This is a genomic window from Brevundimonas sp., from assembly GCF_041919755.1.
Lineage (GTDB): Bacteria > Pseudomonadota > Alphaproteobacteria > Caulobacterales > Caulobacteraceae > Brevundimonas.
Map to the genome: position 1 here is coordinate 97,635 of NZ_JAYRTD010000002.1, position 24,947 is coordinate 122,581.

At 66.8% G+C, this 24,947-nt stretch carries 21 protein-coding genes; 8 read left to right on the forward strand and 13 right to left on the reverse strand.

Going from position 1 to position 24,947, the window contains the following annotated elements; genetic code table 11:
• Positions 1–83: 83 nt before the first annotated feature.
• A complete protein-coding gene (locus tag ACE3TH_RS03270; protein WP_374597303.1) occupies positions 84–3,278 on the reverse strand; it encodes an efflux RND transporter permease subunit in 3,195 nt (1,064 codons plus the stop codon).
• Positions 3,279–3,281: 3 nt separating this feature from the next.
• Positions 3,282–4,406 carry an efflux RND transporter periplasmic adaptor subunit gene (locus ACE3TH_RS03275; RefSeq protein WP_374597305.1) on the reverse strand — a complete coding sequence of 375 codons (1,125 nt, stop codon included), beginning with the start codon at positions 4,404–4,406 and terminating at the stop codon, positions 3,282–3,284.
• A 210-nt stretch (positions 4,407–4,616) separates the two neighbouring features.
• Here ACE3TH_RS03275 and lepA point away from each other — a divergent pair, with 210 nt between their 5' ends.
• Entirely contained in the window at positions 4,617–6,425 is a 1,809-nt protein-coding gene (lepA, locus tag ACE3TH_RS03280) for a translation elongation factor 4 (protein ID WP_374597307.1), read from the forward strand.
• Between the two features lie 61 nt (positions 6,426–6,486).
• Here the strand turns inward: lepA and ACE3TH_RS03285 are convergent, their stop codons facing one another.
• Positions 6,487–7,185: a helix-turn-helix transcriptional regulator gene (locus ACE3TH_RS03285; RefSeq protein WP_374597309.1), complete on the reverse strand. Its 699-nt coding sequence runs from the start codon at positions 7,183–7,185 to the stop codon at positions 6,487–6,489.
• A gap of 237 nt (positions 7,186–7,422) precedes the next feature.
• On the opposite strand from ACE3TH_RS03285, the gene ACE3TH_RS03290 reads away from it, so the two are divergent.
• Together ACE3TH_RS03290 and ACE3TH_RS03295 are read left to right on the forward strand one after the other, a co-directional pair.
• Positions 7,423–8,244, forward strand: coding sequence for a phytanoyl-CoA dioxygenase family protein (locus ACE3TH_RS03290; RefSeq protein WP_374597311.1), 822 nt, complete (start codon positions 7,423–7,425; stop codon positions 8,242–8,244).
• A gap of 149 nt (positions 8,245–8,393) precedes the next feature.
• The gene (locus tag ACE3TH_RS03295; protein ID WP_374597313.1) at positions 8,394–9,395 is read left to right on the forward strand and encodes a ChaN family lipoprotein; all 1,002 of its coding nucleotides are present in this window, start codon (positions 8,394–8,396) and stop codon (positions 9,393–9,395) included.
• A gap of 132 nt (positions 9,396–9,527) precedes the next feature.
• On the opposite strand, the gene ACE3TH_RS03300 is transcribed toward ACE3TH_RS03295, so the two are convergent.
• A complete protein-coding gene (locus tag ACE3TH_RS03300; protein ID WP_374597315.1) occupies positions 9,528–10,484 on the reverse strand; it encodes a DUF3883 domain-containing protein in 957 nt (318 codons plus the stop codon).
• Positions 10,485–10,664: 180 nt separating this feature from the next.
• Here ACE3TH_RS03300 and ACE3TH_RS03305 point away from each other — a divergent pair, with 180 nt between their 5' ends.
• Together ACE3TH_RS03305 and ACE3TH_RS03310 are read left to right on the forward strand one after the other, a co-directional pair.
• Positions 10,665–11,426: a hypothetical protein gene (locus ACE3TH_RS03305; RefSeq protein WP_374597317.1), complete on the forward strand. Its 762-nt coding sequence runs from the start codon at positions 10,665–10,667 to the stop codon at positions 11,424–11,426.
• Positions 11,427–11,498: 72 nt separating this feature from the next.
• Positions 11,499–12,188: an SDR family NAD(P)-dependent oxidoreductase gene (locus tag ACE3TH_RS03310; protein WP_374597319.1), complete on the forward strand. Its 690-nt coding sequence runs from the start codon at positions 11,499–11,501 to the stop codon at positions 12,186–12,188.
• A gap of 5 nt (positions 12,189–12,193) precedes the next feature.
• Here the strand turns inward: ACE3TH_RS03310 and ACE3TH_RS03315 are convergent, their stop codons facing one another.
• The 7 genes from ACE3TH_RS03315 to ACE3TH_RS03345 form a co-directional block, all read right to left on the reverse strand.
• The gene (locus ACE3TH_RS03315; protein ID WP_374597321.1) at positions 12,194–13,318 is read right to left on the reverse strand and encodes a DNA cytosine methyltransferase; all 1,125 of its coding nucleotides are present in this window, start codon (positions 13,316–13,318) and stop codon (positions 12,194–12,196) included.
• A complete protein-coding gene (locus tag ACE3TH_RS03320) occupies positions 13,311–13,889 on the reverse strand; it encodes a nucleotidyltransferase family protein (RefSeq protein WP_374597323.1) in 579 nt (192 codons plus the stop codon). Before ACE3TH_RS03320 ends, ACE3TH_RS03315 begins: the two co-directional genes overlap by 8 nt.
• Before the next feature lie 2 nt (positions 13,890–13,891).
• Complete coding sequence (gene thiD / locus ACE3TH_RS03325) at positions 13,892–14,713, reverse strand: bifunctional hydroxymethylpyrimidine kinase/phosphomethylpyrimidine kinase (RefSeq protein ID WP_374597325.1); 822 nt, start codon at positions 14,711–14,713, stop codon at positions 13,892–13,894.
• 26 nt (positions 14,714–14,739) lie between these two features.
• On the reverse strand, positions 14,740–15,570 hold the full coding sequence (gene folP, locus ACE3TH_RS03330) for a dihydropteroate synthase (protein WP_374597327.1): 831 nt from the start codon (positions 15,568–15,570) through the stop codon (positions 14,740–14,742).
• A complete protein-coding gene (locus tag ACE3TH_RS03335) occupies positions 15,567–15,869 on the reverse strand; it encodes a transcriptional regulator (protein ID WP_292175363.1) in 303 nt (100 codons plus the stop codon). Before ACE3TH_RS03335 ends, folP begins: the two co-directional genes overlap by 4 nt.
• A gap of 3 nt (positions 15,870–15,872) precedes the next feature.
• Complete coding sequence (locus ACE3TH_RS03340; RefSeq protein WP_374597329.1) at positions 15,873–16,517, reverse strand: hypothetical protein; 645 nt, start codon at positions 16,515–16,517, stop codon at positions 15,873–15,875.
• A gap of 61 nt (positions 16,518–16,578) precedes the next feature.
• On the reverse strand, positions 16,579–17,799 hold the full coding sequence (locus ACE3TH_RS03345; protein ID WP_374597331.1) for an acyltransferase family protein: 1,221 nt from the start codon (positions 17,797–17,799) through the stop codon (positions 16,579–16,581).
• 196 nt (positions 17,800–17,995) lie between these two features.
• On the opposite strand from ACE3TH_RS03345, the gene ACE3TH_RS03350 reads away from it, so the two are divergent.
• Complete coding sequence (locus ACE3TH_RS03350) at positions 17,996–20,098, forward strand: malate synthase G (RefSeq protein WP_374597333.1); 2,103 nt, start codon at positions 17,996–17,998, stop codon at positions 20,096–20,098.
• On the opposite strand, the gene ACE3TH_RS03355 is transcribed toward ACE3TH_RS03350, so the two are convergent.
• The gene (locus ACE3TH_RS03355; RefSeq protein ID WP_374597335.1) at positions 20,099–21,463 is read right to left on the reverse strand and encodes an HlyD family type I secretion periplasmic adaptor subunit; all 1,365 of its coding nucleotides are present in this window, start codon (positions 21,461–21,463) and stop codon (positions 20,099–20,101) included.
• Positions 21,460–23,262: a type I secretion system permease/ATPase gene (locus ACE3TH_RS03360; RefSeq protein ID WP_374597337.1), complete on the reverse strand. Its 1,803-nt coding sequence runs from the start codon at positions 23,260–23,262 to the stop codon at positions 21,460–21,462. Before ACE3TH_RS03360 ends, ACE3TH_RS03355 begins: the two co-directional genes overlap by 4 nt.
• Positions 23,263–23,464: 202 nt before the next feature.
• On the opposite strand from ACE3TH_RS03360, the gene ACE3TH_RS03365 reads away from it, so the two are divergent.
• Both ACE3TH_RS03365 and ACE3TH_RS03370 read left to right on the forward strand, forming a co-directional pair.
• Positions 23,465–23,794 carry a PadR family transcriptional regulator gene (locus ACE3TH_RS03365; RefSeq protein ID WP_374597339.1) on the forward strand — a complete coding sequence of 110 codons (330 nt, stop codon included), beginning with the start codon at positions 23,465–23,467 and terminating at the stop codon, positions 23,792–23,794.
• Between the two features lie 26 nt (positions 23,795–23,820).
• Complete coding sequence (locus ACE3TH_RS03370; RefSeq protein ID WP_374597341.1) at positions 23,821–24,945, forward strand: hypothetical protein; 1,125 nt, start codon at positions 23,821–23,823, stop codon at positions 24,943–24,945.
• Positions 24,946–24,947 lie beyond the last annotated feature (2 nt).

Here is a 24,947-nt window from a genome sequence, read left to right on the forward strand (position 1 = left end):
TCGACACACGGTGCGGACGGGCGATGCTCCTGCAGATCGGCGGCCTGATTTGGCGTCAGTGACTAACGCATCATCATCGTCGTCTATTCGGCTGGAACGTCCTTGGGCGGCTCGCCATGCTGATGGTGGAACATGCGGCCAAGCCTTCCGCCGACGCGCGTCTTGGCCCCATCGATCAGGCTGAAGGCGGCCGGGACGAAGATCAGCGACAGGGCGGTGGACGTGATCAACCCGCCGATGACCGCGATGGCCATGGGAGAGCGAAACTCCGTCCCCTCGCCGATGGCCAGGGCGATGGGCAGCATGCCCAGACCCATGGCCAGGGTCGTCATGATGATCGGCTGGGCCCGCTTGTGGGCGGCGTCCACGATGGCGTCATAGCGGCTCAAGCCTCGCTCCATGGCTATGATGGCATAGTCGACCAGCAGGATGGAGTTCTTGGCCGCGATGCCGGTCAGCATGATGATGCCGATCAGGGCGGGCATGGACAGCGCCTTGCCGGTCACCAGCAGAAGGAAGAAGGCCCCTCCGAACGACACCGGCAGGGCGGTCAGGATGGTGATTGGGTGGAAGAAGCTCTTGAACAGCAGAACCAGCACCAGATACATCAAGAGAATGCCCGTCACGATGGCGAATATGAAGCCGGACGCCGTCTCCTGAAGGTTTTCCAGCTCGCCCGACACCGCCTGGCTGACCCCATTGGGCAAAGCCCTCATGGCAGGCAGAGCGTTCACCCGTTCCGAGGCCTGACCCAGGGTGATGCCGTTCAGCTCTGCCGTCAGCGTCGCCACGCGCAGGCGATCCAGACGGGTCAACTGATTGGGGCCAGCACCGAAGCTGATATCTGCCACGGATGACAGCGGCACCGCCGCGCCGGACGCGGTCGGCACCTGAAGATTTTCGATGATGCCCAGATCGGCACGAGAGTCCTCGGTCAGCATGACCCGGATGGGCACCTGACGGTCGCCCAGATTGAACTTGGGCAGCAGCTGGTCCGCATCGCCCAGGGTGGCGACGCGCGCGACCGAACTGATGTCCGAGGCCGTCACGCCCTGCTGGGCGATGTCGGGCTTGGGCGTGATCAGGATTTCCGGACGCACCAGGGCAGCCGAAGACACCACATTGGACAGGCCGGGAATGTCGCGCATCTGGCGCTCGACCGCCGCGGCCGCATCTTCCAGCACGGCCCCGTCGTCACCGACCAGCGAGATGGACACCTGACCACCCCCGCCACCCTCGACACCGAACTGGACGCGGGCTCCGGGGATCTGGCGCAGGATCGGCCCCATCTCCTGTTCGAAGGCCTGCTGGCGAATGTCGCGTTCGTTCTTCTTGACCAGATTGATGGTCATGCTGGCGCGACGAACCTCGCCCGCGCTGGAGCCGCCACCGGGGCCGAAGCTGGTCGTGGCCGAACCGATGGACGCGTAGACCGACTTGACCTCGGGCCGCTCTGTCAGGGCCGCCGTCGCGCGCTGAACCACTGCATCGGTCTCGGCCAGGGTCGCGCCAGGCGGCAACTGCACGCTGACACTGGAGCGTGACACGTCCTCGACTGGAATAAATTCGAAGGGCAGGCGCGAGGCCAGAACCAGGGACAGGACAAAGAACAGCGTCCCCAGACCCATCACCCACAGACGATGGTCAAAGACCCGCCACAGGATATGCCGCCGGAAAAAGCCACCCCGCCGCTCGGCCCGGTCCGCCCTCAGCTGGCGCGAGCCGGAGTGACCCAGCCCCCAGCGCAGCAGCCGCAGATAGGCGGTCATCCAGGCTGGATCAGAGTGCTCCTTGCCCTGGTTCGCCTTCAGCATATAGGCGCTCATCAGGGGCGTCAGGGTCCGCGCGACGACTAGCGAGAAGAAGACGCTGACGCAGGTCGCGATGGCGAAGCTCTTGAAGAACTGACCCACGACCCCTGGCATGAAGCCGGTGGGCGCAAAAACGGCAATCAGGGTCGCTGTGGTAGCGATGACGGCCAGACCGATCTCGTCCGCCGCCTCGATGGCCGCCGGATAGGGGGCCTTGCCATCCCGGATGTGCCGGACGATGTTCTCGATCTCGACGATCGCGTCATCCACCAAAATGCCGATGGTCAGAGACAGAGCCAGCAGGGTGACTACGTTCAGCGACTGACCCGTCAGGTCCATGATCAGGAAGGTCGGGATCAGCGACAGGGGCATGGCCACGGCCGCGATGAAAGTCGCGCGCCAGTCTCTGAGGAAGATGAACACGACCAGTACGGCCAGGCCTGCGCCCAGTACCAGGGCCTCGACCGAGGCATGGAAGTTGTTGATCACATCCTGGGTGGTGTTGGTGACCTGGGCGATGGTGACGTCGGGCAGTTCCTCGTCCAGCTTTTCGATCTCGGCCTTGGTGGCCTCATAGACATCGAGCTCGGACGAGCCTTTGGAACGGCTAACGGAGAAGCCGACGACTTCCTCGCCGTTGAAACGGGCGCGGCCGCGCGCTTCGGACCATTCATCGCTTATCTCGCCCAGGTCGCCCAGCCGCACGGACCGACCCGCGACCGGGATCAGAGTCTCGCGCAGGGCCTCGACCGACGGTGCCGAGCCCAGCGTGCGGATTGCCTGTTCGGTGCCGCCGACCTCACCGCGCCCGCCGGGCAGGTTGATGTTGCTGGCCCGCAGCTGGTTCGAGACGGCGGCGGCGCTGACGCCCTGGGCCGCCAGTTTTTCGGGGTCCAGCTTGATGCGGATTTCGCGGGCGACCCCGCCGTCGCGGCTGACCTGGCTGACACCCTCGATCGACAGCATGCGCTTGGCGACGGTGTTGTCGACGAACCAGCTCAGCTCTTCGGGGTTCATGCCCGGCGCGCGCACCACATAGGTGGCGATGGGCAACTGTGTGAACTCGATACGCTGGACGATCGGTTCCTGAACGTCGGCAGGCAGGTTCTGGCGAATGCCCGAGATCGCGTTGCGGACGTCGTTGGTCGCCTTCTCCAGGTCGACGCCCAGATTGAAGGTGATGGTCGTGGTCGATACGGAATCGCTGATGGTCGAGTTGATATCGTCGACTTCACCCAGGCCGGCGACGGCGTCCTCCACCAAGCGCGTGACCTGGGTCTCCAGCTCTGTCGGGGCGGCACCGGACTGGGCCACCGTTACGGCGACCACCGGCAGATCGACATTGGGAAAGTTGTTGGTCGGCAGCCTGAAGTAGCTGAGCGTTCCCGCCACCGTCAGGATGATAAAAAGCAGGACGATCGGGATCGGGTTCCGGATCGACCAGGACGAGATGTTGTTGAAGTTCACGGCCTAGTCCGCCTTTTGCGGGGCGGAGGCCTGAACCGGACGGGCCGCCGTCGGGGGCGCGATGCGCACCAGATCGCCCTCGCCCAGGAAGCCAGCGCCATCGACGACAACACGCTGACCGGCCTGCAGGCCTGAGGTGACTTCCACGGCCTGACCCACGCGGGCACCGGTCTGGATGGGAACGAAGCGCACGGCCTCGTTGGTGCCGATCACATAGGTGCCGGGCTTGCCCTCGCGATAGACGATGGCCGCGGAGGGGATGCTGAGCGCAGGGGCGACGCCCACATCGATGGTGGCGCGGGCATACATGCCGGGTCGCAGCGAGCCGCCGGGGGCCAGGGCGATGCGGGCGACCCCCAGTCGGGTCTGCGGATCGACTTCCGGTGTCACGATACGGACCGTGCCGGTCGTGCGGCTCGACTCGTCCCCGACGATGGTGGCCGGGGCACCGGGGCGCACCAGCAGAAGCTCCGCCTCGGGTACGCGCGCATCCAGTTCCAGCCGCCCGTCACGCACGATGCGGAAAAGCTCGGTCCCCGCTCCGATGATCTGGCCGCGCGTCACGCTTCGGCTGGCAATGAGACCCGACACCGGGGCCCGCACGGTCGCCTGACCCAGCCGGGTGCGGATCTCGGACAGGGCGGCCTGGGCCGCCGCCAGATTGGCGGAGGACGAGCGCTGGTTGGCCAGGGCCGTATCCAGCGATGCCTGGCTAAGGAAGCCGCGTTCCTTCAACTCCTGAGCGCGGGCCAGGGCCGCGTCGTCGCGCGCCAGATTGGCTTGGGCCGTCTGCACCTGGGCCTGGGCCTGGCGGACCTGGGCTTGCAGCAGATCGTCGTTCATCTGCACCAGAACCTGGCCCTGACGCACATAGCTGCCTTCGTCGACCAGCACGGCCGTGGCGGTCAGGCCCCCGGCCTCGGCCCCAACCGGCACCTCCTCCCAGGCCGAGACGCTGCCGGAGGCGTCGACCTGACGCGGCAGGGAGGTCTGGGTCACTGTGGCGGCCGTTACCGTCTGGCGGGACTTGGGAGCCTCGGCCTTTTCCTCGCCGCCGCTGCAGGCGACCACGGCAAAGGCCGCTCCGACCATCATCAGGTTGCGAAAAGCGGTCATGGTCTGCGCCATGTCGTGTCCTTTGGTGCGATGCACGGCGGGAGGAGACGCCGCGCTGTGAGCAGGGCGCTATGCCCGACCCTGGTGTCATCAGCGGTTGATTAAACTGTGGCTTTGCCGTGAGGAAGCGGTTTGACGTCGATTACCACAATGTAATGCGCCACCGTGACAGATCATCTGGCCCGTGCATGCGGCGTCGAAATGTTCTAGATGCGCCCCAGCATGACGACACCTCCCATCGACCGTATCCGCAACTTCTCCGTGGTCGCCCATATCGACCACGGCAAATCGACCCTGTCCGACCGCCTGATCCAGGTGACCGGCGGCCTGACGGCGCGCGAGATGTCGTCGCAAGTCCTTGATAATATGGACATTGAGAAAGAGCGGGGGATCACGATCAAGGCGCAGACGGTGCGCCTGCACTACCGCGCCAAGGATGGGCTGGACTACGTCCTGAACCTCATGGACACGCCGGGGCATGTGGACTTTGCCTATGAGGTGTCGCGGTCGCTGGCGGCGTGCGAGGGCAGTCTGCTGGTGGTCGATGCGTCGCAGGGGGTGGAGGCCCAGACCCTGGCGAATGTCTATCAGGCGATCGACAACAACCACGAGATCGTGCCGGTCCTGAACAAGATCGACCTGCCGGCGGCAGAGCCGGACCGGGTGCGCCAGCAGATCGAGGATGTCATCGGGCTGGACGCCTCGGACGCGGTCATGTGCTCGGCCAAGTCGGGCATCGGGATCGAGGATGTGCTGGAGGCCATCGTCACCCGCCTGCCGGCGCCCAAGGGCGATCCCGACGCGCCGCTGAAGGCCATGCTGGTGGATGCCTGGTACGATCCCTATCTGGGCGTCGTGCTGCTGGTCCGCGTCTTTGACGGCACCCTGAGGGCCGGGCAGCGGGTCAAGATGATGCAGGCCGGCTCGACCCATCTGGTCGACCGCGTCGGTGTCTTCCTGCCCAAGAACACCCCGGTCGAGAGCCTGGGGCCCGGCGAGGTCGGCTTCATCACCGCCCAGATCAAGGAGGTCGCCAACGCCGCCGTCGGCGACACCATCACCGACGAAAAGAAACCCACGGCCGAGCCGCTGAAGGGGTTCAAGGACGTGCAGTCGGTGGTCTTCTGCGGCCTGTTCCCGGTCGACGCCGCCGATTTCGAGGACCTGCGCGCCGCCATCGGCAAGCTGCGCCTGAACGACGCCAGCTTCACCTATGAGATGGAGAGCTCGGCCGCCCTGGGCTTCGGCTTCCGCTGCGGCTTCCTGGGCCTGCTGCATCTGGAGATCATCCAGGAGCGCCTGAGCCGCGAGTTCAATCTGGACCTGATCGCGACGGCACCCTCGGTCGTCTACAAGATCCAGAAACGCGACGGCACCGAGATCGACCTGCACAACCCCGCCGACCTGCCCGATGTGATGCAGATCGACACGATCAGTGAGCCCTGGATCAAGGCCACCATCCTGACGCCCGACGAATATCTGGGCGGGGTCATCAAGCTGTGCCAGGACCGTCGCGGCAGCCAGATCGAACTGTCCTACGTCGGCACCCGTGCCTTGGTGGTCTATGAGCTGCCGCTGAACGAGGTGGTGTTCGACTTCTACGACCGGCTGAAATCCATCTCCAAGGGCTATGCCTCGTTCGACTACGAGATCACGGACTACAAGGTCGGCGACCTGGTCAAGATGAGCATCCTGGTCAATGCCGAGCCGGTCGACGCCCTGTCCATGCTGGTCCACCGCGGCCGGGCCGAGACGCGCGGACGCGGCATGGTCGAGAAGATGAAGGAGCTGATCCCGCCCCACATGTTCGTCATCCCGATCCAGGCGGCCATCGGCGGCAAGATCATCGCCCGCGAAACCGTCCGCGCCCTGCGCAAGGATGTGACGTCCAAATGCTACGGCGGCGACGCCACCCGCAAGAAGAAGCTGCTGGAGAAGCAGAAAGCCGGCAAGAAGCGCATGCGCCAGTTCGGCAAGGTGGAGATCCCGCAGGAGGCCTTCATCGCGGCGCTTAAGATGGATGAGGATTGAGGGCGATCGGCGGGCTGCCCTTCTAGACCGCCGGCCAAGAATCCGTCAGCGGCGACCCTGGCTAAGTGAGCCCTCGCGATGTCGAGGCCGCGCGAAACGCGGATGGGGTTGCGCCAAAGCGTTCTCGGAAGCGCGCGGCGAAATGCGACGGCGACGCAAAGCCGAGGTCGTAAGCGATCGTCGACATGGGGTGCAGCGTCTCGACGAGCCGGCGGCTCGCGACGTTGAGCCTCAGCGCTATCACATAGTCCGCATAACCTTGACCGAACGCGCTTGCGAACTTGCGGGAGAAGTGGGTTGGCGACAGCCCACAGAGCGCGGCCGCCGCGCCCAGGCAGAGGCGCGCGCCCGGTGCCTGATGCAGGCGCGACAGAGCCGGTCGGAACGCATCGATCGGCGAGGGCGCCGCCGGTGTCGCGGTACGCAACGGCAGCGCCGAAAGATCCCAGAGCAGAGCCGCCAATCGTGCAGAACGCCCCTCGTGTGGGGCGGTCGGATCGCCTTGCCAATCAATCAACATGGATAGCCGGTCCAGGGTCGCGCCATCAGGGATACCGACCATGGGTGTGCTTGGAAGCGGGGCACCGATCGCGCGCCCGGCGTCTGGGTCGAACTGGACGATGCGCCACGCCCGGGTGCCAGGGTCGATCGCAAAATCGTGGCAGGCCATTGGAGGCACGTATACCATCGTCCCATCCGTGATGGGGGCTTGCAGCCCATCGCAGATGAACGATCCCGACACCCGCTCGAACAGCACCACCTCTCCGCACGCATGGAAGTGACGGAGCCTGGCGTTGGGCGCATCGCTGGGTCTAAGCCGGACCCGCTCGTAACGAGCGACGGACCCCGGACCCAGCACGACGGGCTCGCAAAGAGTGGTCATGCGCAAGATCGTGATAGCGAACCACCGTTAGCGCAATAGACGACGCCAGCGCGAAAGGCCCAAGCCCGGGATAACGTCCGCGTCATGACGGCTACGCGATCAACCGACCCCGCTTTGGACGCCGACTATCTTCTCGGGGCAGAAGCCAAGGTGGCGTTCGAACGCGACGGCTTCGTTAAGCTTTCCGGTGTGCTTCCTGCGGCGGTGGTGAAACACTATGGGGCCGAAATCACCCGCCTGACGTTGGACCTGAATGCCGAGACCCGTCCCCTCGCGGTGCGGGACACTTATGACCGGGCGTTCCTTCAGGTGATGAACCTGTGGCGGGACGAGGAGGCGATCCGACCGTTCGTATTCTCCCGACGTCTTGCCCGTATCGCGGCCGAACTATTGGGGGTGAAGGGCGTGCGACTCTACCACGACCAGGCGCTGTACAAGGAGCCCGGCGGCGGCATCACACCTGCTCATGCGGACCAGTACTATTGGCCGCTCGCATCCGATCGCGTGGTGACCGCGTGGATACCGCTTCAGGACGTACCGCTGGACATGGGTCCGCTCGCTTTTTTCCGGGGGAGCCACCACGAGGCCTTCGGCCGCGACCTGGCCATTTCCGACGAGAGCGAGCGCGTCATTTCGGAGGCCATGCTGGCGCGCGGGTTCGAGCTGGCCGAGGATTCGTTCGCCCTCGGTGACGTCAGCTTCCATGCGGGCTGGACCTTTCATCGCGCGGGCGAGAACAGGAGCCAGAGTCCGCGGTCGGTGATGACCATGATCTACATGGATCGCGACATGCGCGTCGCCGAGCCCGTCAATGCGATGCAGCAGAGCGACCTGGCGCAATGGCTGCCGGGCCTGGGGCCTGGCGATGCGGCAGCGTCGCCACTCAACCCGCTCCTTTGGGATCGGACGCCAATCAACTTGGGGGAGATGAATTGATGCAACGGAAGCAAGGAACTGGAGTGGGCGCGAGCCGCCGCACTCTGCTCACCGGCGCAGTCGCCCTGGGCCTAGCTGCGACGGGTCCGGCGCGCGCGGCCGCGCGTTGGACATCCGACCTTGCGCACGAGGCTCCCGAAGCGTTCCTCGTGCGCCAGTTCGCGACCGCGGACGCCGTCCTGCTCTCAGAGGACCACGGCGTGCGCCAGAACCTCGCCTTCCTGAAATCGCTGATCCCGGCCCTCTACAGAGCCGGGGTGAGTTCCATTGCCATGGAGTTCGGTGGGGTAGAGCAGCAGGCGGAGCTGGATCGTCTGGTGACGGGGCCGCGCTACGACGAGACGGTCGCCCGCAATCTCATGTTCCGATATGATTCCGGCTGGCCTTTGCGCGACTACTGGGACGTCTATCGCGCGGCCTGGGCTTTCAACCAGACCCTGCCTTCCGGCGCCCGCCCATTCCGAATCCTTAACCTCACCTACCGGTTGGCGTGGGAAGAGATGGGCGGACCGATGACGCCGGCTACGGCGCGTCGAGTGTTTCATGAGGGGCCGGTGGACCCGTACCGCGCCCGCCTCATCCAGCAGGAGGTTCTGGACAAGGGAGACAAGACGCTTGCCTTCGTGGGATGGCCGCACGCGATCACCCGGTTCAAGCTGCCGCTCTACGATTACAATGCGCCGGGCTTCGTCCGCTGGGAAAGCCGCAACCTCGGCCACGTTCTGCACGCTGAAAATCCGGGGCGTATCCGCAGCGTTATCCTGCATGCCCCGTTTGCCTCTGCCGATGGCATGGGTCTGGTTCAGCCCGCTCGCGGAGTGTTGGAACAGGCTTTTGCGTCTCACGGGGCCCCGTGTGCCTTCGACTTGCATGGCCCGGCTGGCGACCTGCATGACGCCAGCGCCCACGCGGTGGGCGACCCCGGCTTCACCATGCGCGACTTCGCCGATGGCTATATCATTCTCGATCGCCTCGGTAATCTCGAGGGGTGCGAGCTGGACATGGCCTATGTGACGCCGGCGACCTTCGATGATGCCCGACGCCGGTTCCCCCGCGAGCTGAGGGCTCAACCCCGAACGCTGGAGGAGTACTGGGCCAGCGCACGAGCGTTCGTTGATATTCGCCGCCGGTATGCTTCAGTCATGACATAGCCGCCCCGGCTCAGCCAAAATCCGGTGACGAACGGTCAGATCGACCGGCTGAACTGGCGCTGGTCCGCGCCCGATCGACAACACTCCATGGTCGGCGCGTCCATGGGGCTTCAAGGGGTGTCAACGCTCTCGTCACAATCTTGCCCGCCACGTCTCCGCCTCCAGCGTGACCGACGCCTCCAGCGGCGGCGGCAAGACGAACAGCCCTGGCGCGGTCGCGAGGTCGTGCAGGCGGTAGAGCCGCCAGTCGGCGGGGCGTTCCATCGAGACCTCGCGTTCGGTGCGGGTCAGCCAGAAGGGGGTGGTGGGGCCGCCTCGGGTGGCCTTGACCTCGATCAGGCGCTCGGCACCGGAGGGCTCGAAACTGCGGATGTCATAGCCCGCGCCGTCGCCGCGTTCCTGGCTGGTCCATTCGATGCGGCGGGCGAGGTCGGGGCGGTCGGCGGCGATCAGGCGGGCGCGTTCGTGATGTAGGACGTGGTGCTCGCCCAGCAGGCCGAGGGCGCGATTGCGGTGGTCGCGAGCGGCGGGGTCGTATTTGCGGACCAGGCGGGTGAGGCCCTCCGGGCGCGGGGTGCGGGGCGGGCCGGCGGAAGGGGTTTCGGTGAGGGTGAGGGGGCGGATGGCTGGGTCAGCGCTGTCGTAGGGACGGGTGGGTTCGGACATGCCGGAGGGCAGTTGTGCTTGCGGCTGGCCCCATCCACCGCCCTCGGCGGTCCGGTCGTGGGATCGCATGCGATCCTTCCTCCACCCCCAATGGGGGAGGAATGCGTCGTCGGCGAGGACTTCGGAGTGGCTTTCGAGATAGCGGCGGAAGGCCGGGAAGATCGCGTCCTGAACATTCGGAGCAGGTGCAAAGCCCGGTAGGCGCGGCAAGCCAAGCTCACCTGCCACGAATGCAAGATTGCCGAGCTTGAAGTCGATAGAGCCGATGCCGCGACCGATCTTGGCATCCAATGTGCGTTTGCTTTCGGCCTTGAAGCCGCGTTGGGCGTTTGGCAGCCCCTCAAGCATCGAGAAGTAGGCCGCGACGATGGCGTCGAGCTCTTCGTCCTGCCAGTCGGTTCCAGTCTTTTGTGCGTTGGCCACGGTGTCTCCCTGAGGCCAGGCTAGACGGCTTGGCGCGGAATGCCAGGGGCGGAAGGCGGCACCGCTTCCGGATGGACACGATTGGATATCGCGCACTGGATTTGTTGGTGACATGGGCGTTTGCGGGGCGATCTGTGCACTTTGCCTGACACAGGTCGTGGCGGGGTTAGGCTTGTGGTCATGACACAGGCGAATGAGACGACGGAAACCGCGGGCGACGAACCGGCGATGGCGAGGACCGATCCGCGGCGGGGGCGGGAGCGGCGGCCGTACAAGATCCGGGGGCCGGAGACCTGGGCGCTGATCCGCGAGAGCTATCTGGCGGGGGCGTCGGCGCGGCAGCTGGCGGCGCGGTACGACGTGACGGAATGGGCCATCTGGCGGCGCGCGTGGAAGAAGGGCTGGACCAAGCAGGACCGGGTCGAGCCGGTGCCGCCGCCCGCGCTGGGAACGCTGACGCCTGAGGTTGACGGGGGTGCGGGGTCCGTCGATGGGCCTGCTGATCCGGGCGCCCTGTCGCGCGAGGCGCTGGCCGGAGTGGCGCGGGCGATGAAGCAGGGGCGTCTGGATGAGGCGCGCAAGCTGTCGCAGCTGGCCGTGTCGCTGGGGCGGCTGGGGGAGGGGCCGGGGCGGGGGGACTTCACCCTGAGCGACATGGTGCGGGTCATCTTCGACGCCGAATATCGCATCGAGGTGTTCGGGATTGACCCCGATGCGCCGCCGGATCCCGTCAAGAGCCAGTACTGCGACCTGAAAATTCAGGCCCGCGACGCCGCCGCGGCGGAGCGGGTGGCGCTGAAAACCAAGGGGTACCGGGAAGGTCGGGCCGAGCTGAGGGCCGAGCTGGGGCTGGAGCCCGAGGCGGTGCCAGAGCCGGGGACGGAAGGGGCGGAGATCTATTGGTCCTGTGGGCACCACGTGGTTCGCGTGCGCAAGCGGTGAATGCGCGACGTTTTGCAGGTGTCCGGCGACAAGGGTCCGGAACCCGTTGCCTGCCCCACCATTTGACCCTGCATGAAAACAGCTATCGTTACCGGAGCCGCGGGCCTGATCGGTCGGGGGATATGTCAGGCGCTGATCGCGGAGGGGTGGACCGTCGCGGCCTTTGATCTGAAGCCGGGGCCGGAGGGGACGCGGTCGGTGATCTGTGACGTCGGGGACGAGGCGTCGGTGAAGGCGGCGTTTGCCGGGCTGGGGTGGGAGGCGCTGGACCTGCTGGTCAACAATGCGGGGATCGCCCAGCCGGATCGCGGGCCGATCGCCGAGCTGTCGCTGGCCGAATGGCGCAAGGTGACAGACAGCCACCTGACCGGGGCGTTCCTGATGAGCCGGGCGGCGATACCGCTGCTGGAAGTGGCCGGGTCGGGGGTGGGTGCGATCGTCAACATGGTCTCGACGCGCGCCTTCATGTCCGAGCCGAACACCGAGGCCTATGCCGCCTCCAAGGGGGCGCTGGTGGCACTGACGCACGCCATGGCGATCAGCCTGGGGCCAAAGGTGAGGGTCAATGCCATCGCGCCGGGCTGGATCACCGATGACGACGACCTGAGGCCGGTCGATCATCAGCAGCATCCGGTCGGTCGGGTAGGACGGCCCCAGGATATCGCGCAGGCGGTGCTCTATCTGGCCGGGGCGGGCTTTGTGACGGGTCAGGTGCTGAGCGTCGACGGCGGGATGACGCGCAAGATGATCTATGCGGACTGAGGTGTTTAGCGCCTGATGGAGCCGAGGATCGGCTCGAACAGGTGCCGGGCGAGGTGGCGGACAACGGGCACGACCACGCCGTCGCCGGTCAGGTGCAGGGCGTCGCCCTGGCCCGTAGGCAGCTGATAGCTGTCGGGCAGGCCCATCAGGCGGGCGGTTTCGCGCGGGGACATCAGGCGGGAGCGGACGCGGTCGCCGGTGACCTCCAGCACGATCTGGCGACTGGAGCCCCCGCCGGGGGTGCGCAGGCAGCCGGCGATGCCGTCGAAACGAACCTCGGCCCGCTGGATGCGGTGGCCGTGCTCCTGGCGGGTGCGGCGGTAGGCGGTGCCGTGGGTCAGGGTTCCGGTGCGGCGGGCGACGGCCAGCTTCTGAACGTTCAGCGGGCTCATCTGGGTCAGCAGGCGGGCGGTCTGATCCGGGGTGTGCCAAGGGGTGTTAGGGCCGTCGGGTTCGATCAGGTCCGTCAGGGTGGTGGTGCGGGGCGAGGGCGCGGGCAGGGACCACCACAGGGTGCGGGCGGCGACCTCGGGCGGCAGGGTGCTGACGGCGCGGATGACGGCGGGGGTGTGGAAGGGGCCGTGCGGGTCGGCGCTGCAGAGGGCGGGATCGAGCAGGATGCGGTCGCGCACCCCGATGACGAACAGTCGGGGCCGGGACTGGGGCAGGAACCGCTCGGCATCGATGATCAGGGCCCCGGGGCGATAGCCGCCCTCGGACAGGGTGCGTATCAGCACGGCAAAATCGGCCCCGCCGCGTGACGTCAGGGTGCCGCAGACATTCTCGATGGCGACGAGGGCAGGCGCGCGACCCCCTGCGGCCAGACCCTCGATCACGCGCCAGAACCCGTGGAAGGCGCCGGATCGGTGGCCTGCCAAGCCTCGCCCGGGCCCGGCCAGCGACAGGTCCTGACAGGGGAAGGAGGCCCAGGCCAGATCGGCCTGATCGGGCAGTTGCCGGGGCGCGATGTCGGCGACGTCGCCAAGGTGGAGCGCGTCGTCGCCCCAGTTGGCACAGTAGGCGGCGGCCTTCTTCGCGTCGATGTCGTTGGCGAACCGGCAGGTCCAGTCAGGGCCCAGACCGGCGCGGACCATGCCGCCGCCGGCGAAGAATTCGTAGAATTCAGCCACGGTCGTCGATGACGGTCAGCTCGGGCCAGCGGGCGCGGGCGCTGGCCACCGCCTTGTCCCACCCCTTGGCGCGCGGGCGGTTCGGATTGGGGCGAAGGGTCATGGCGAACAGGTCGTCCAGACCGAAGGGCGCGGCGACGGTGATCCGGTCGTCAGCCTCCAGCCGCACGCCGACCGCAAAGGCCGGGGCGACGAATCGGGACAGGGCCTCGTCGGTATTGGCCAGCGGCTCATAGGGCTCGCCGAAACGTTCATGGAACCACAGGTGGACGCGGGCCTGATTACGCACCTCGGCGAGGTCGCGCAGGGGCGGCGGAAAGGCCTCGGCCACGCGGCGGATGACGGCGTCCTCGGCATCCCAGGACGTATCGGGATCAAAATAGCCCAGGTCGTAGTCCTTGATGCCATAGCCGACGGGGCGGCCGATCTGGTGGTTCCAGACGGCCTGATAGACCGCGCCGGAAAAGACGCGCCAGTCGGGCAGGTCGAGGTCGCGAACGGTGGTCAGAACCTGCATCAGTTGCGGCTGCTGCCGGACGATGGCGACGAGGCGGCTTTCGAGATCGTCCATGCTCAGCGGTCACGCATGGGCCAGCCGTGATCCAGCGGGCCGTGACCGCCGCCCAGGCCCGGCGCGCGGCGGATGGCCTCGGAGACATAGGCCCAGGCGTTGGCGACGGCGGTCTCCAGCGGCAGGCCACGCGCCAGACCGGCGGCGCAGGCGCTGGCCAGGGTGCAGCCGGTGCCGTGAGTGTGGCGGGTCTCGATACGCGGCCCCTCCAGCAGGGTTTCGCCGGTCGGGGTGATCAGGACGTCGATCACGGTCTCGCCCGGCACATGGCCGCCCTTCATCAGCACTGACTGTGCGCCCATACCCAGCAGGAAGTCGCCCGCCCGCCGCTGGCCGTCCAGATCGGTGATGGTCAGACCCGTCAGGGCCTCGGCTTCGGGCGTATTGGGGGTCAGCAGGGCCGCGCGCGGGATCATCAGGCTGCGGACGGCGGCGACGGCGTCGGCGTCCAGCAGGGGGTGGCCGCCCTTGGCGATCATGACGGGGTCGACGACGGCGGAGGCGGGCGTGGTGTCGAGGATGGCGGCGACCCGCTCGATCACGGCGATGGAGCCCAGCATGCCGGTCTTGACGGCATCGGTGCCGATGTCGTCCAGCACGGCGCGGGCCTGCTCCTCGATCAGGTCCAGCGGCAGGGGATGCACGCCGTGGACGCCCAGCGTGTTCTGGACCGTGATGGCGGTGATGGCCGTGGCGGCGAACCCGCCCAGCAGGCTGATGGCCTTGATGTCCCCCTGGATCCCTGCGCCGCCGCCGGAGTCGGAGCCGGCGATGATCAGGACGCGGCCGAGGTCGGCGGGGGGCGGCGGAATGTGGGCAGGCATGGATGTGAGATGGCCGATGGCGGCGATCAGGGCAAGCCGTCGATGGCCATCGCCGCCTGAACCTTCAGCGCCTGGACCGTTTCGCGCACGTCATGGACGCGGATGACGGCGGCGCCGTTGCGGGCGGCTTCCAGGGCCAGGGCCAGTGAGCCGCCGAGGCGGTCGGCGGCGTCGGTGGCGGTGGGGTCGATGGACTGGATGGTGCGCTTGCGGCTGGCCCCATACAGAATGGGCAGTCCGGTGGCGGCCAGGCGATGCAGGTTTCGGGTCAGGGCCAGGTTGTGCGCGGCGGTCTTGCCGAAGCCGATGCCGGGGTCCAGCCAGAGGCGGTCGGGCGCAAGGCCTGCCGCCATCACTTCGCCCGCGCGCACGGCCAGCCAGTCGGCGACCTCGGCGACCACATCGTCGTAATGCGGGGCGTCCTGCATGGTCTGGGGCCGGCCCTGCATGTGCATCAGCACGACGTCGCATTGCAGCGCGATGGCCGTGGCGACACTGTCGGGCGCAAAGCTCAGGGCGGTGACGTCGTTCCAGATGTTGGCTCCGGCGGCCATGGCGATGCGGGCAACCGTGGGCTTCATGGTGTCGATGCTGATGGCCCCCGACCATCCGGCGTCGCGCAGCCCGGCAATGACGGGGGCGGTGCGGGCGATCTCGGTGTCGACATCGACGGGGGTCGCGCCGGGACGGGTGCTCTCGCCGCCGATGTCGAGGATGTCCGCACCCTGTTCGGCCAGGCGCAGGCCGTGGGCGACGGCGGCCTGGACGGTGTCGTTCCGGCCGCCGTCGGAGAAGCTGTCGGGGGTGACGTTAACGATGCCCATGACACGGGGACGTTGTGGCGGGCGAAAACTCATCCCTTGCCGCCGATCAGACCGGCGATGGCGTCCAGATAGGTGCCGAAGGCCTTGCGGCCTGCGGGCGTGATGGAGACGCGGGTCAGGGGCTTGTTGTCCTTGAAGCTCTTTGCGATGGCGACATAGCCGGCCTCTTCCAGCTTTTTCAGATGGACCGACAGATTGCCCTGGGTGGCCTCCAACGCATTCTTCAGCTCGGTGAAATCGGCCGTGTCGGCATCGACGAGATAGACCATGATCCCCAGCCGCAGGCGGCCGTGGATGACGTCGTCGATCCGTCCGAGGTCGGCCAGGCCCATGCGTCAGGCCCGCCTGGCCGCACGCGCGTCGCGCAACATGATCCAGCCGGGCAGGGCGAACAGCAGGAACAGGGCGGCAGTGCAGACGCCCAGATACCAGTCGACCTGACGGACCAGCAGGCCCAGGGCCACAGCCGTGACCCAGCCGCCGATGGCGGTGGCCAGCATCCAGGCCTTGCGCTTCAAGGTATAGACCAGCAGCCAGGCCGACCCCTGAAGACAGAAGACGATGGCGGGATAGTAGAGCCAGACGGCGAAGTCCTGATCCCGCATGGCCCCGACGCCAAAAATGATGATGACGGCCACATTCGCCATGCCTGCGCTGCTGAAGGCAGCGTTCAGGATGCGGGTCGCCAAAGGGCCGCGCGTGCCGCCGACGCCGTCGGCCTTGTCCTTGCGGATGGCCCAGACGAGGACGCTCAGGAAGGCGACGCTGATGCCGATGACGAACGCCAGATTGGCCAGATCCGGCCAACGGATCACGCCTGTCGCCTGACCGATATGGAACAGGCATTGGAGCCCGTAGAGCAGGCCGCCCGCCAGATAGGCGACGGCCAGGGTCAGGTGAGGCTTGCCACCGCCCTCGACGATGGCGCGCATGAAGGCCAGATCGTCTTCGGCGGAGTGCAGGCGGGGCGGGGTCAGCATGAGGGGAGTCTCCGGCAACCGGCTCGTCCCTGAGGTGAACGAGCCGGTTCCTGTTGGCAAGCTATTCGGCGGGCACGGCGTGGGGAAGCGGAGCTTTGCGCCACGGGATGCGACGACCGTTCAGGGCCTTGCCGACAAAGGTGTGGCGCACCAGCAGTTCGTAAGTGATCAGCGAGACGGCCAGGACGCCGAGGACGATTCCGCCTAGCTTGCCCCACCAGGGCAGGGGTGCGTCCAGCATCAGAACCTGTCCGGCCATGACCAGCGGCAGATGGACCAGGTAGATCCAGTAGGAGGCGTCGGCCAGATAGCGTCGTACGGCGCTGTAGCCGCTCATGAACCGCAGCGACAGGCTGATGGCGGCGAAGGTCGCGGTGAAGACGGCAAAGGCGTAGACGGCCGCCGCGAAGGCCTTCATCGACGGGTCGGTTATCGGCACCAGCGACGGGACGGGTCCGCCGGAGATCATCAGGGCCCCGGTGCCCGTACCGATGGCCACGAGGGTGAACAGAGGCCACAGGCGCTCGATCCGGGGCAGCAGGTCGCGGCGGCGGTCCAGCAGGATGCCGAGCGTGAAGGCCAGGCCAAAGCCGGTGATGGCGGCAGGGTTGGGCACGAAGCCCTTGTCCGGTGTCGGTATGCCGAAGAAGACGATCCAGTCCGGCGTCAGCCACAGGGCAAGGGCCAGCGGTGCGGCCAGGACGGCGGGGGTCCACGGACCGATAAGGATGTTGGTCAGGCGATCCAGATTCCTGACGAGGCCTCCGTCGCGGTCGATACGCCGGCCGATCAGGCGGATGGCGAGAAAGACGCCGTAGAAAAGCAGCAGCACCCACAGAAACCACAGGTGCAGCAGGGGGAAGGTCTCCAGCGTCAGGGGCGGCGGTGGCGGCCCGTCGGTCGGGATGGAGCCGCCGTTGTCGATGGCCGCCTTCCAGACGATGACGGCGATGATGGCCGGAAAGACGACCCACCACATGCCGAACATCGGATTGGCGATGCGCCCCGCCCGATCCTTGACGAAGCCCCAGACGCCCCGACGTCCCAGCAGCAGATGCGCGAACAGGCCCGCGATCAGGAAGAAGGTCGTCATCCGGAACAGATGGATGGCGAAGAACAGCACGCTGGCCCCCATCGAGGTCTGGTCGTCCGGAAAGAGCCAGATCGGTGTCGGCAGATAGGACAGGCTGGCATGCAGGACGACGCCCAGGATCAGAGCGATGCCGCGCAGGGCGTCGAGGCCGTGCAGGCGCTCGGTTGGATGGATGCTGGTGGACGACATGAATGACCCTCCCTCCGTTGGTGGAGGCGGATTAACACAGACAAGTTTGCAAATCAAACAAGTTGCGTATGGTCGTTTAGAGGCCGTCCGATCCGATTTCAGACCTGCAAATCGATACCGCGTCCCGTCGTTGAATTCTTCTCGACTTCCGCCGGGTCATCACGGAATGTTACAGGTTCAACGGGAGACCCCTGCCATGCCCATGACGCTCCGTGCCGGATTGCAGGTCGATGAAGCACTTGCCGCCTTTGTGGAGGGCGAGGCTTTGGCAGGTCTGCGCATGGAGGCAGATGCCTTCTGGTCCGGCGTGGCTGACCTCTTCGCATGGGCCGCGCCCGAGAACCGGCGACTTCTGGCCCTTCGTGATGACCTCCAGGTCCGCATCGACGACTGGAGCCACGCGCGGAGGGGCCAGCCCTACGACGTGGCGGCGTCCCGGGCCTTCCTGACGGAGATCGGCTATCTGGTAGCGGCACCGCAGGCTTTCACCGTCGATCCGCAGAACGTCGATGCCGAGGTGGCGACCCTGGCCGGGCCGCAGCTGGTGGTGCCGATCCTGAACGCGCGGTTCGTCCTCAATGCCGCCAATGCGCGGTGGGGCAGTCTGTATGATGCGCTTTATGGCACCGATGCGCTGGGCGATGCGCCGCCCGCAGGCCCTTATGATGCGGCGCGGGGCGCACGGGTCGTGGCCCGGGCGAAAACCTTCCTCGATGAGGCCGTGCCGTTGGTCGAAGGATCGTGGGCCGATCTGACCGATCCGCACCAGGGCATCGCGATCCGTCACCCGCAGCAATATGTCGGCCAGAGCGAACGGGGCCGTCTGTTCCGCCACAACGGCCTGCATATCGAGGTCGTGTTCGACCCAACACATCCGATCGGTGCGACCGACCCGGCGGGCATCGCCGATGTCATCCTGGAATCCGCGCTGTCGACCATCGTCGATCTGGAGGACTCGGTCGCCGCGGTCGACGCCGCCGACAAGGTCGCCGCCTATCGCAACTGGCTGGGCCTGATGAAGGGCGATCTGGTCGAGACCTTTGACAAGGGCGGGCGGTTGATGACGCGGGCGCTGAACCCGGACCGCGTCTTCACGGCCCCGGACGGATCGACCGTGACCCTGCCGGGCCGGGCCCTGCTGTTCGTACGCAACGTCGGCCATCTGATGACGACGCCGGCGGTCCGCCTGCCCGACGGCAGCGAGGCCCCCGAGGGCGTGCTGGATGCCGTCGTTACCAGCCTGATCGCCCTGCACGACCTAAAGGGGCAGGGGGCGTTCAGGAACAGCCGTGCCGGCTCGATCTATATCGTCAAGCCCAAGATGCATGGGCCGGAGGAGGCCGCCTTCACCAACCGGCTGTTCGACTCGGTCGAGGATCTGATCGGCGTCCCGCGCCACACGATCAAGGTCGGGGTGATGGACGAGGAGCGCCGCACCTCCGCCAATCTGGCCGCCTGCATCCATGCGGTGAAGGACCGGATCGTCTTCATCAACACCGGCTTTCTGGACCGCACGGGCGACGAGATTCACACCGTCATGCAGTACGGCCCGGTGGTGCGAAAGGGTGACATCAAGTCGGCGGCCTGGATCGCCGCCTATGAAGCCCGCAATGTCGCCATCGGCCTAAAGCACGGCCTATCCGGGCGCGCCCAGATCGGCAAGGGCATGTGGGCCGCGCCAGACCGCATGGCCGACATGCTGGAGCAGAAGGCGTCGCATCCCAGGACGGGGGCCAACACCGCCTGGGTGCCGTCACCCACGGCCGCGACCCTGCACGCGCTGCATTATCACCAGACGGATGTGTTCGGCTTGCAGGAGGAGATCGCAGTTCGTCCCGTGCCCGATCTGGACCAGTTGCTTACACCCCCCTTGGCCGAGGGCCGGAACTGGTCGGATGCAGAGGTGGCCGAGGAACTGGACAACAACGCCCAAGGCCTGCTGGGCTATGTCGTGCGCTGGATCGATCAGGGCGTTGGCTGTTCCAAGGTGCCGGACATTCACGACATCGGCCTGATGGAGGACCGGGCCACCCTGCGGATCTCCTCCCAGCATATGGCCAACTGGTTGCTGCACGGCGTGTGCACGCGCGACCAGGTCGAGGCGGCGCTGCTGCGCATGGCGGCCAAGGTCGATGCCCAGAACGCGAGCGATCCGCTGTACCGCCCCATGGCTCCCGACCCCGACGCCAGCCTGGCGTTCCAGGCCGCGCGCGCGCTGGTGTTCGAAGGCGTCGATCAGCCGAACGGTTATACGGAGCCCCTGCTGCATGCCTATCGGCTGAGGGCGAAAGCGGGCTGACTACTCGCTGCCCGACCGCCACAGATTGTTCGTCAGCGGCTCGATAAGATAGGTCAGCGCCGTGCGCTTGCGCAGCAGAACGACCACCTCGACCGGGGCTCCGGGTCTGATCGTTTCGGCGGCCCGGCCCAGCTTGGCCAGCTCCTCGGCCGGCACGACGATCTCGATCCGGAAGAAGCTGGCCCCCGTCTGTTCGACCGTAAAGCTGTCGGCCGAAATGCGGGTCACCCTGCCGTAAATGATCGGCGGGTTGCTTTCGCGAAGTCCGGGGAATTTGACCTCGGTCTGCTGGCCGGGGCGCAGGTTGTCGACATCGTTGGGGCTGATCTGGGCCACGATGACCTGCGACGCCTCGCTGGGCACGACCTCCATCAGGGTTTGACCGGGCTGGATCACCCCGCCCTCGGTAAAGATGGTCAGACCGACGATCTGCCCCGACGCCGGAGCGCGGACCTCGCTGCGGGCGATCTGGGCGCGCAGTTCGGTCAGGCGCGGACGCAGTTCGTTCAGCTGCACGTCGATCAGGCGAAACTGCTCGGCTACGTCCTCGCCCAGCTTGGTTGACACGCCGGACATTTCCAGACGCGCCTGACCGATGGCTTCGCGCGACTGGGCCACCTGGGCCCGCAAGGCCCCCTGCTGACCTTCCAGTTCGGACGCGGCGCGCTCGAGGGCTCGCACCCGCGTTTGAGGCGCATAGCCTTGCGCCGCCAGACTGCGCATGCCGGTCAGTTCTTCCTGGATCAGCCGCTGCTGTTCGATATTGGCGGCGATCTGGCGCTGGTAACCGACGATCTGCTCGTTCAGCTGATTAACGCGCTGGCCCAATACGCCGGTCTCGGTCGAGCGGCTGGTGCGGCGGGCATTGAACTGGGCTTGCTGAATGCGAAGTGACTCCTGCGCCAGGGCCGCGTCGTCGGCGTCGAGGCCCGCGAACTCCTGCGGCGTCGGGATGGTCGCCAGTCCGTCGCGTTCGGCGATCAGGCGGGCCCGCTGGGCCAGCAGGGCGTACACCTGCCCGGCGACGCCGCGTTCGGTGGCAGTCAGTTCGCCCGTGCCGACGCGCAGCAGCACCTGCCCCTGACGGACGGTGTCGCCCTCCTCGACCAGCAGGGCGCTGACCACGCCACCGTCGCGATGCTGAACCGCCTGGCGGTTGCCGGATACGGCGACCGACCCTTGCGCATACGCCCCCTGATCCAGGGGCGCGAAGGCGGCCCAGCCCAAGAAGACCACGAAGAAGGCCACGATGATGGCCCCGCCGATCATCAGCTCTCGACGCGGCGCATCGGTGATCGCGACCGGCTCGGGCGCTGGCGACTGCGCTGGTGGTGCGGCGGTGGCGTCGGGCGAGACCTGGGTCATGCCGGTCGCGGTCCGGGCCGCGGGTTCTGCAGCGGTTGCGCCTGCGCGGCCGGTGGCTGCGGCTGGCTGGCGGGCGGGGTCGCACGGCCGGCATCGGCCCGCATCTTCGCCAGCACTTCCTCTCGCGGGCCCTCCTGCTGAACCAAGCCGTCCCGCATGACCAGCAGGCGATCGACGCGGGCCAGGACCCCCGCCCTGTGCGCGATCACGACCACGGCGGCTCCGCGCGCGGCGGCCCCCAGGATCGCCTGCATCAGAGCGGCTTCGCCCTCCTGATCGAGGTTGGAGTTCGGCTCGTCCAGAACCAGAAGTACGGGCTCGCCATACAGGGCGCGGGCCAAAGCCACGCGCTGCGCCTGACCGGCCGACAGCCCTTGGCCGAAGGGACCCAGGACCGTGTCATATCCCTTGGGCAGGCGCAGGATCAGTTCATGCGCCCCCGCCGCCATCGCCGCCTTGACCGCGCCCGCATCGGCCACGTCGGGCGCGACACCCGTGGCGGTGGCAAAGCGCGAAATGTTGTCCTTGATCGAGCCGGCGAACAGGCTGGGCACCTGGGGCAGATAACCGATGTGGCGGGCCAGATCGTCGCCCTCCCTCGCATCGTATTCGGCACCGTCCAGACGGATGGCCCCGGCCTGGGGCTTGAAGGCCCCGGCGATGACGCGGGCCAGGGTCGTCTTGCCCGAGCCGCTGGCTCCGACGATGCCCAGGGTCTGGCCGGGCTGGAGGGCGAACGACACCGCCCGGAGCTGTGGCGTTTCGGTGTCGGGAAACTTCACGGTAACACCCTCGACCTGCAAACGACCGCGCGGGGCGGGCAGGGCGGTGCGTTCGCGCTCGACGCCCGCCGTATTGGCGAACAGGTCCGTCAGCGTCTTCCAACTGGCCACACCCTGAACCAGGCTGGGCCAGACGCCGACCAGCAGTTCGATCGGCGCCACGGCCCGGCTCAGCAGTACCGAGGCGGCGATGATCGAGCCGGGCGTGATGTCCCCCTTGATGGCCAGATAGGCGGCCAGACCCAGGGCGGCCGACTGCATCACCAGTCGCAGGAATTTGATTGCCCCCGAATAGCGTCCACCGGCCAGCTGGGCATCGGCCTGTGCGGCGGTGGCATGCTGGCGCTGATGGATCTGGCGGGCGATGGAGGATTGCCGCATGCCCAGTGCACGCACCACCTCGGACTGACCGGCGATGCTTTCCTGGGCGGAATAGGCGTGGTTCTGGGACTGAATGGCCTTGTTGAGCCGCGGGCGAGTATCCCGCTCGTTCAGCCAGGCGAGGATAAACAGGATGATCCCCCCAACCAGGGTCAGCACCCCGATCAACGGGTGCAGCAGGAAACAGCAGGCCAGATAGATCGGCGTCCACGGTGCATCGAACAGGGCCAGCATGCCCTGGCCGCCGATGGCCCCGCGCACATTGTCGAACTCACGCAGGGCGTGGGTGTTGGGGGCCTTGGTCTGGAGGTCCATGACCCGCGACAGCACCTTGCCCGACAGCATCCGGTCCAGCCGCAGGCCCGCCCTCAGCATCAACCGACCGCGCAGCCAGTCCAGTCCCGACAGGGCGGCGAGCGCGAACAGGGCGACGACAGTGATCAGCACCAGGGTGGTCAGACCGCCGGTCGGTACCACCCGGTCGTAGACCTGCATCATGTACAGGGTGGGGGTCAGGTACAGCAGATTGACCAAGGCCGAGAACACCGCCGCCCAGACGAAATGGGTCCGGCACGCCTTAAGCGCCTCGGCCAGGGGCTCCGTGCCCGGTTTGCTGGGAAGCAGGTTCTTGAACACGGGGGCGGGTGTCGTCCTGAGCGATTAGCCTGACATTTTAGCGCGTTGTGACGATCACGGATAGCCGCGCGCCTATCAGCAACGAGGCACCGGCCCTGACGGATGCATGAAGACGCCGAGACGTCGGATTTGACATCCTCATACAGTGTGTGTCACACACTGTGTGTCACACACTATGTGACGTCACCTGGATGGCTTTGCGATGCCGGACGGCACCGACATTTTCGAAACCATGCGGCTGGAGCTGCGACGCGGATCGCTGGTCCTGGCTGTGCTGGCCTGTCTGCGCACCGAGCGCTACGGCTACACCCTGCGTCAGGCGCTGGCGGCGGATGGGCTGGAGATGGAGGAGAGCACCCTCTACCCCCTGCTGCGTCGGCTGGAGAGCCAGGGCCTGCTGGATAGCGAGTGGCGCGAGGAGGAGAAGCGCAAAAAGCGCTTCTATCGCCTGTCATCGCAGGGCGTGACCCTGCTGGCCGCCCTGACCGACGAATGGCGCGGCATCAATGCCTCGCTCGACAAGATTCTCTGACATTTCCGACCTGGAGGGGGACCGAGATGGACCTGATCGACCACCATCTGAATGCCGTCGCCGCCCAGCTGCCTCAGGGGGAGCGTGAGGACATCATCGCCGAACTGCGCGATCTGATCCTGAGCCGGTTCGAGGCCAAGGAAGAAGAGCTGGGCCGCGACCTGACCGACGCGGAGCGCGAGGCGATCCTGCGCGAGATCGGTCATCCGCTGGTCGTCGCCGGGCGCTATCGCAAGGGTGCGCAATCCCTGATCGGGCCCGAGCTGTTCCCCTGGTGGCTGTTCGCGGTCAAGGCGGGACTGATGCTGATGGTGGCGATCCAGGTCGTCGTGGCGGTCATCCATATCGTGACCGCCAGCAGCGATGTGGGGCAGGCCATCAGCCGGGCCATCAACGGCGTGATCGAGGCTGGGCTATTCATCATCGGTGCCGCCACCGTCACCGGTGCCCTGTTCGAACACTACGGTTATCGGCCCGGTTTCATGACGAACTGGCGGGTCAAGGATCTGCCGGTCTTCAACCTGTCGGACCCGGACCGCTGGAGCGAGACGCTGCAGGGCCGGGCGGGGCAGGCGGCGACGCCCGCAAAATCATCGAGTGGCCTGTGGCGCGCCCATTCGCTGAAAGGGCGTTGGCCTGGCGGAGAGGCCGTGTTCAGCATCGTGGCCTTGCTGATCTTCATGTCCTGGTGGAGCGGGCTATGGTCCGTATCGGGTCTGGAGACCATTGCGATTACCGATGGCTGGGCTCAGGTCTTCGCCTCCCCCATCTGGCAAGCGAACTTCGTGCCGATCATGCTGCTGGCCATCGGACAGCTGTGGATCGAGACGATCCGTCTGTTCCGGCCACAATGGGTCCGTTTGCGCGCGGGTCTGGAGGTCATCGCCTCGGGTATGGCCCTGGCTATCGTCTGGACCATCTTCCAGTACGGCCACTGGTTCACCTTGGCCAAAAATGGCTCCTCCGTGCGCATCGCGGGCGATTGGGCTCTGCTGGATTTCGAACGACTGCGGGTCATGAGCGACAGCGCGCGCGATCTGATCGGAGCCGGCAGCGCCCTGTCGCTGATCCTGACCTGGGTCGGGGTGGCGGTGATGATCTCGCTGGTCTTCTCCATGGGGCGCCACCTTTGGCGGTTTGTGCGAGGTTGAAC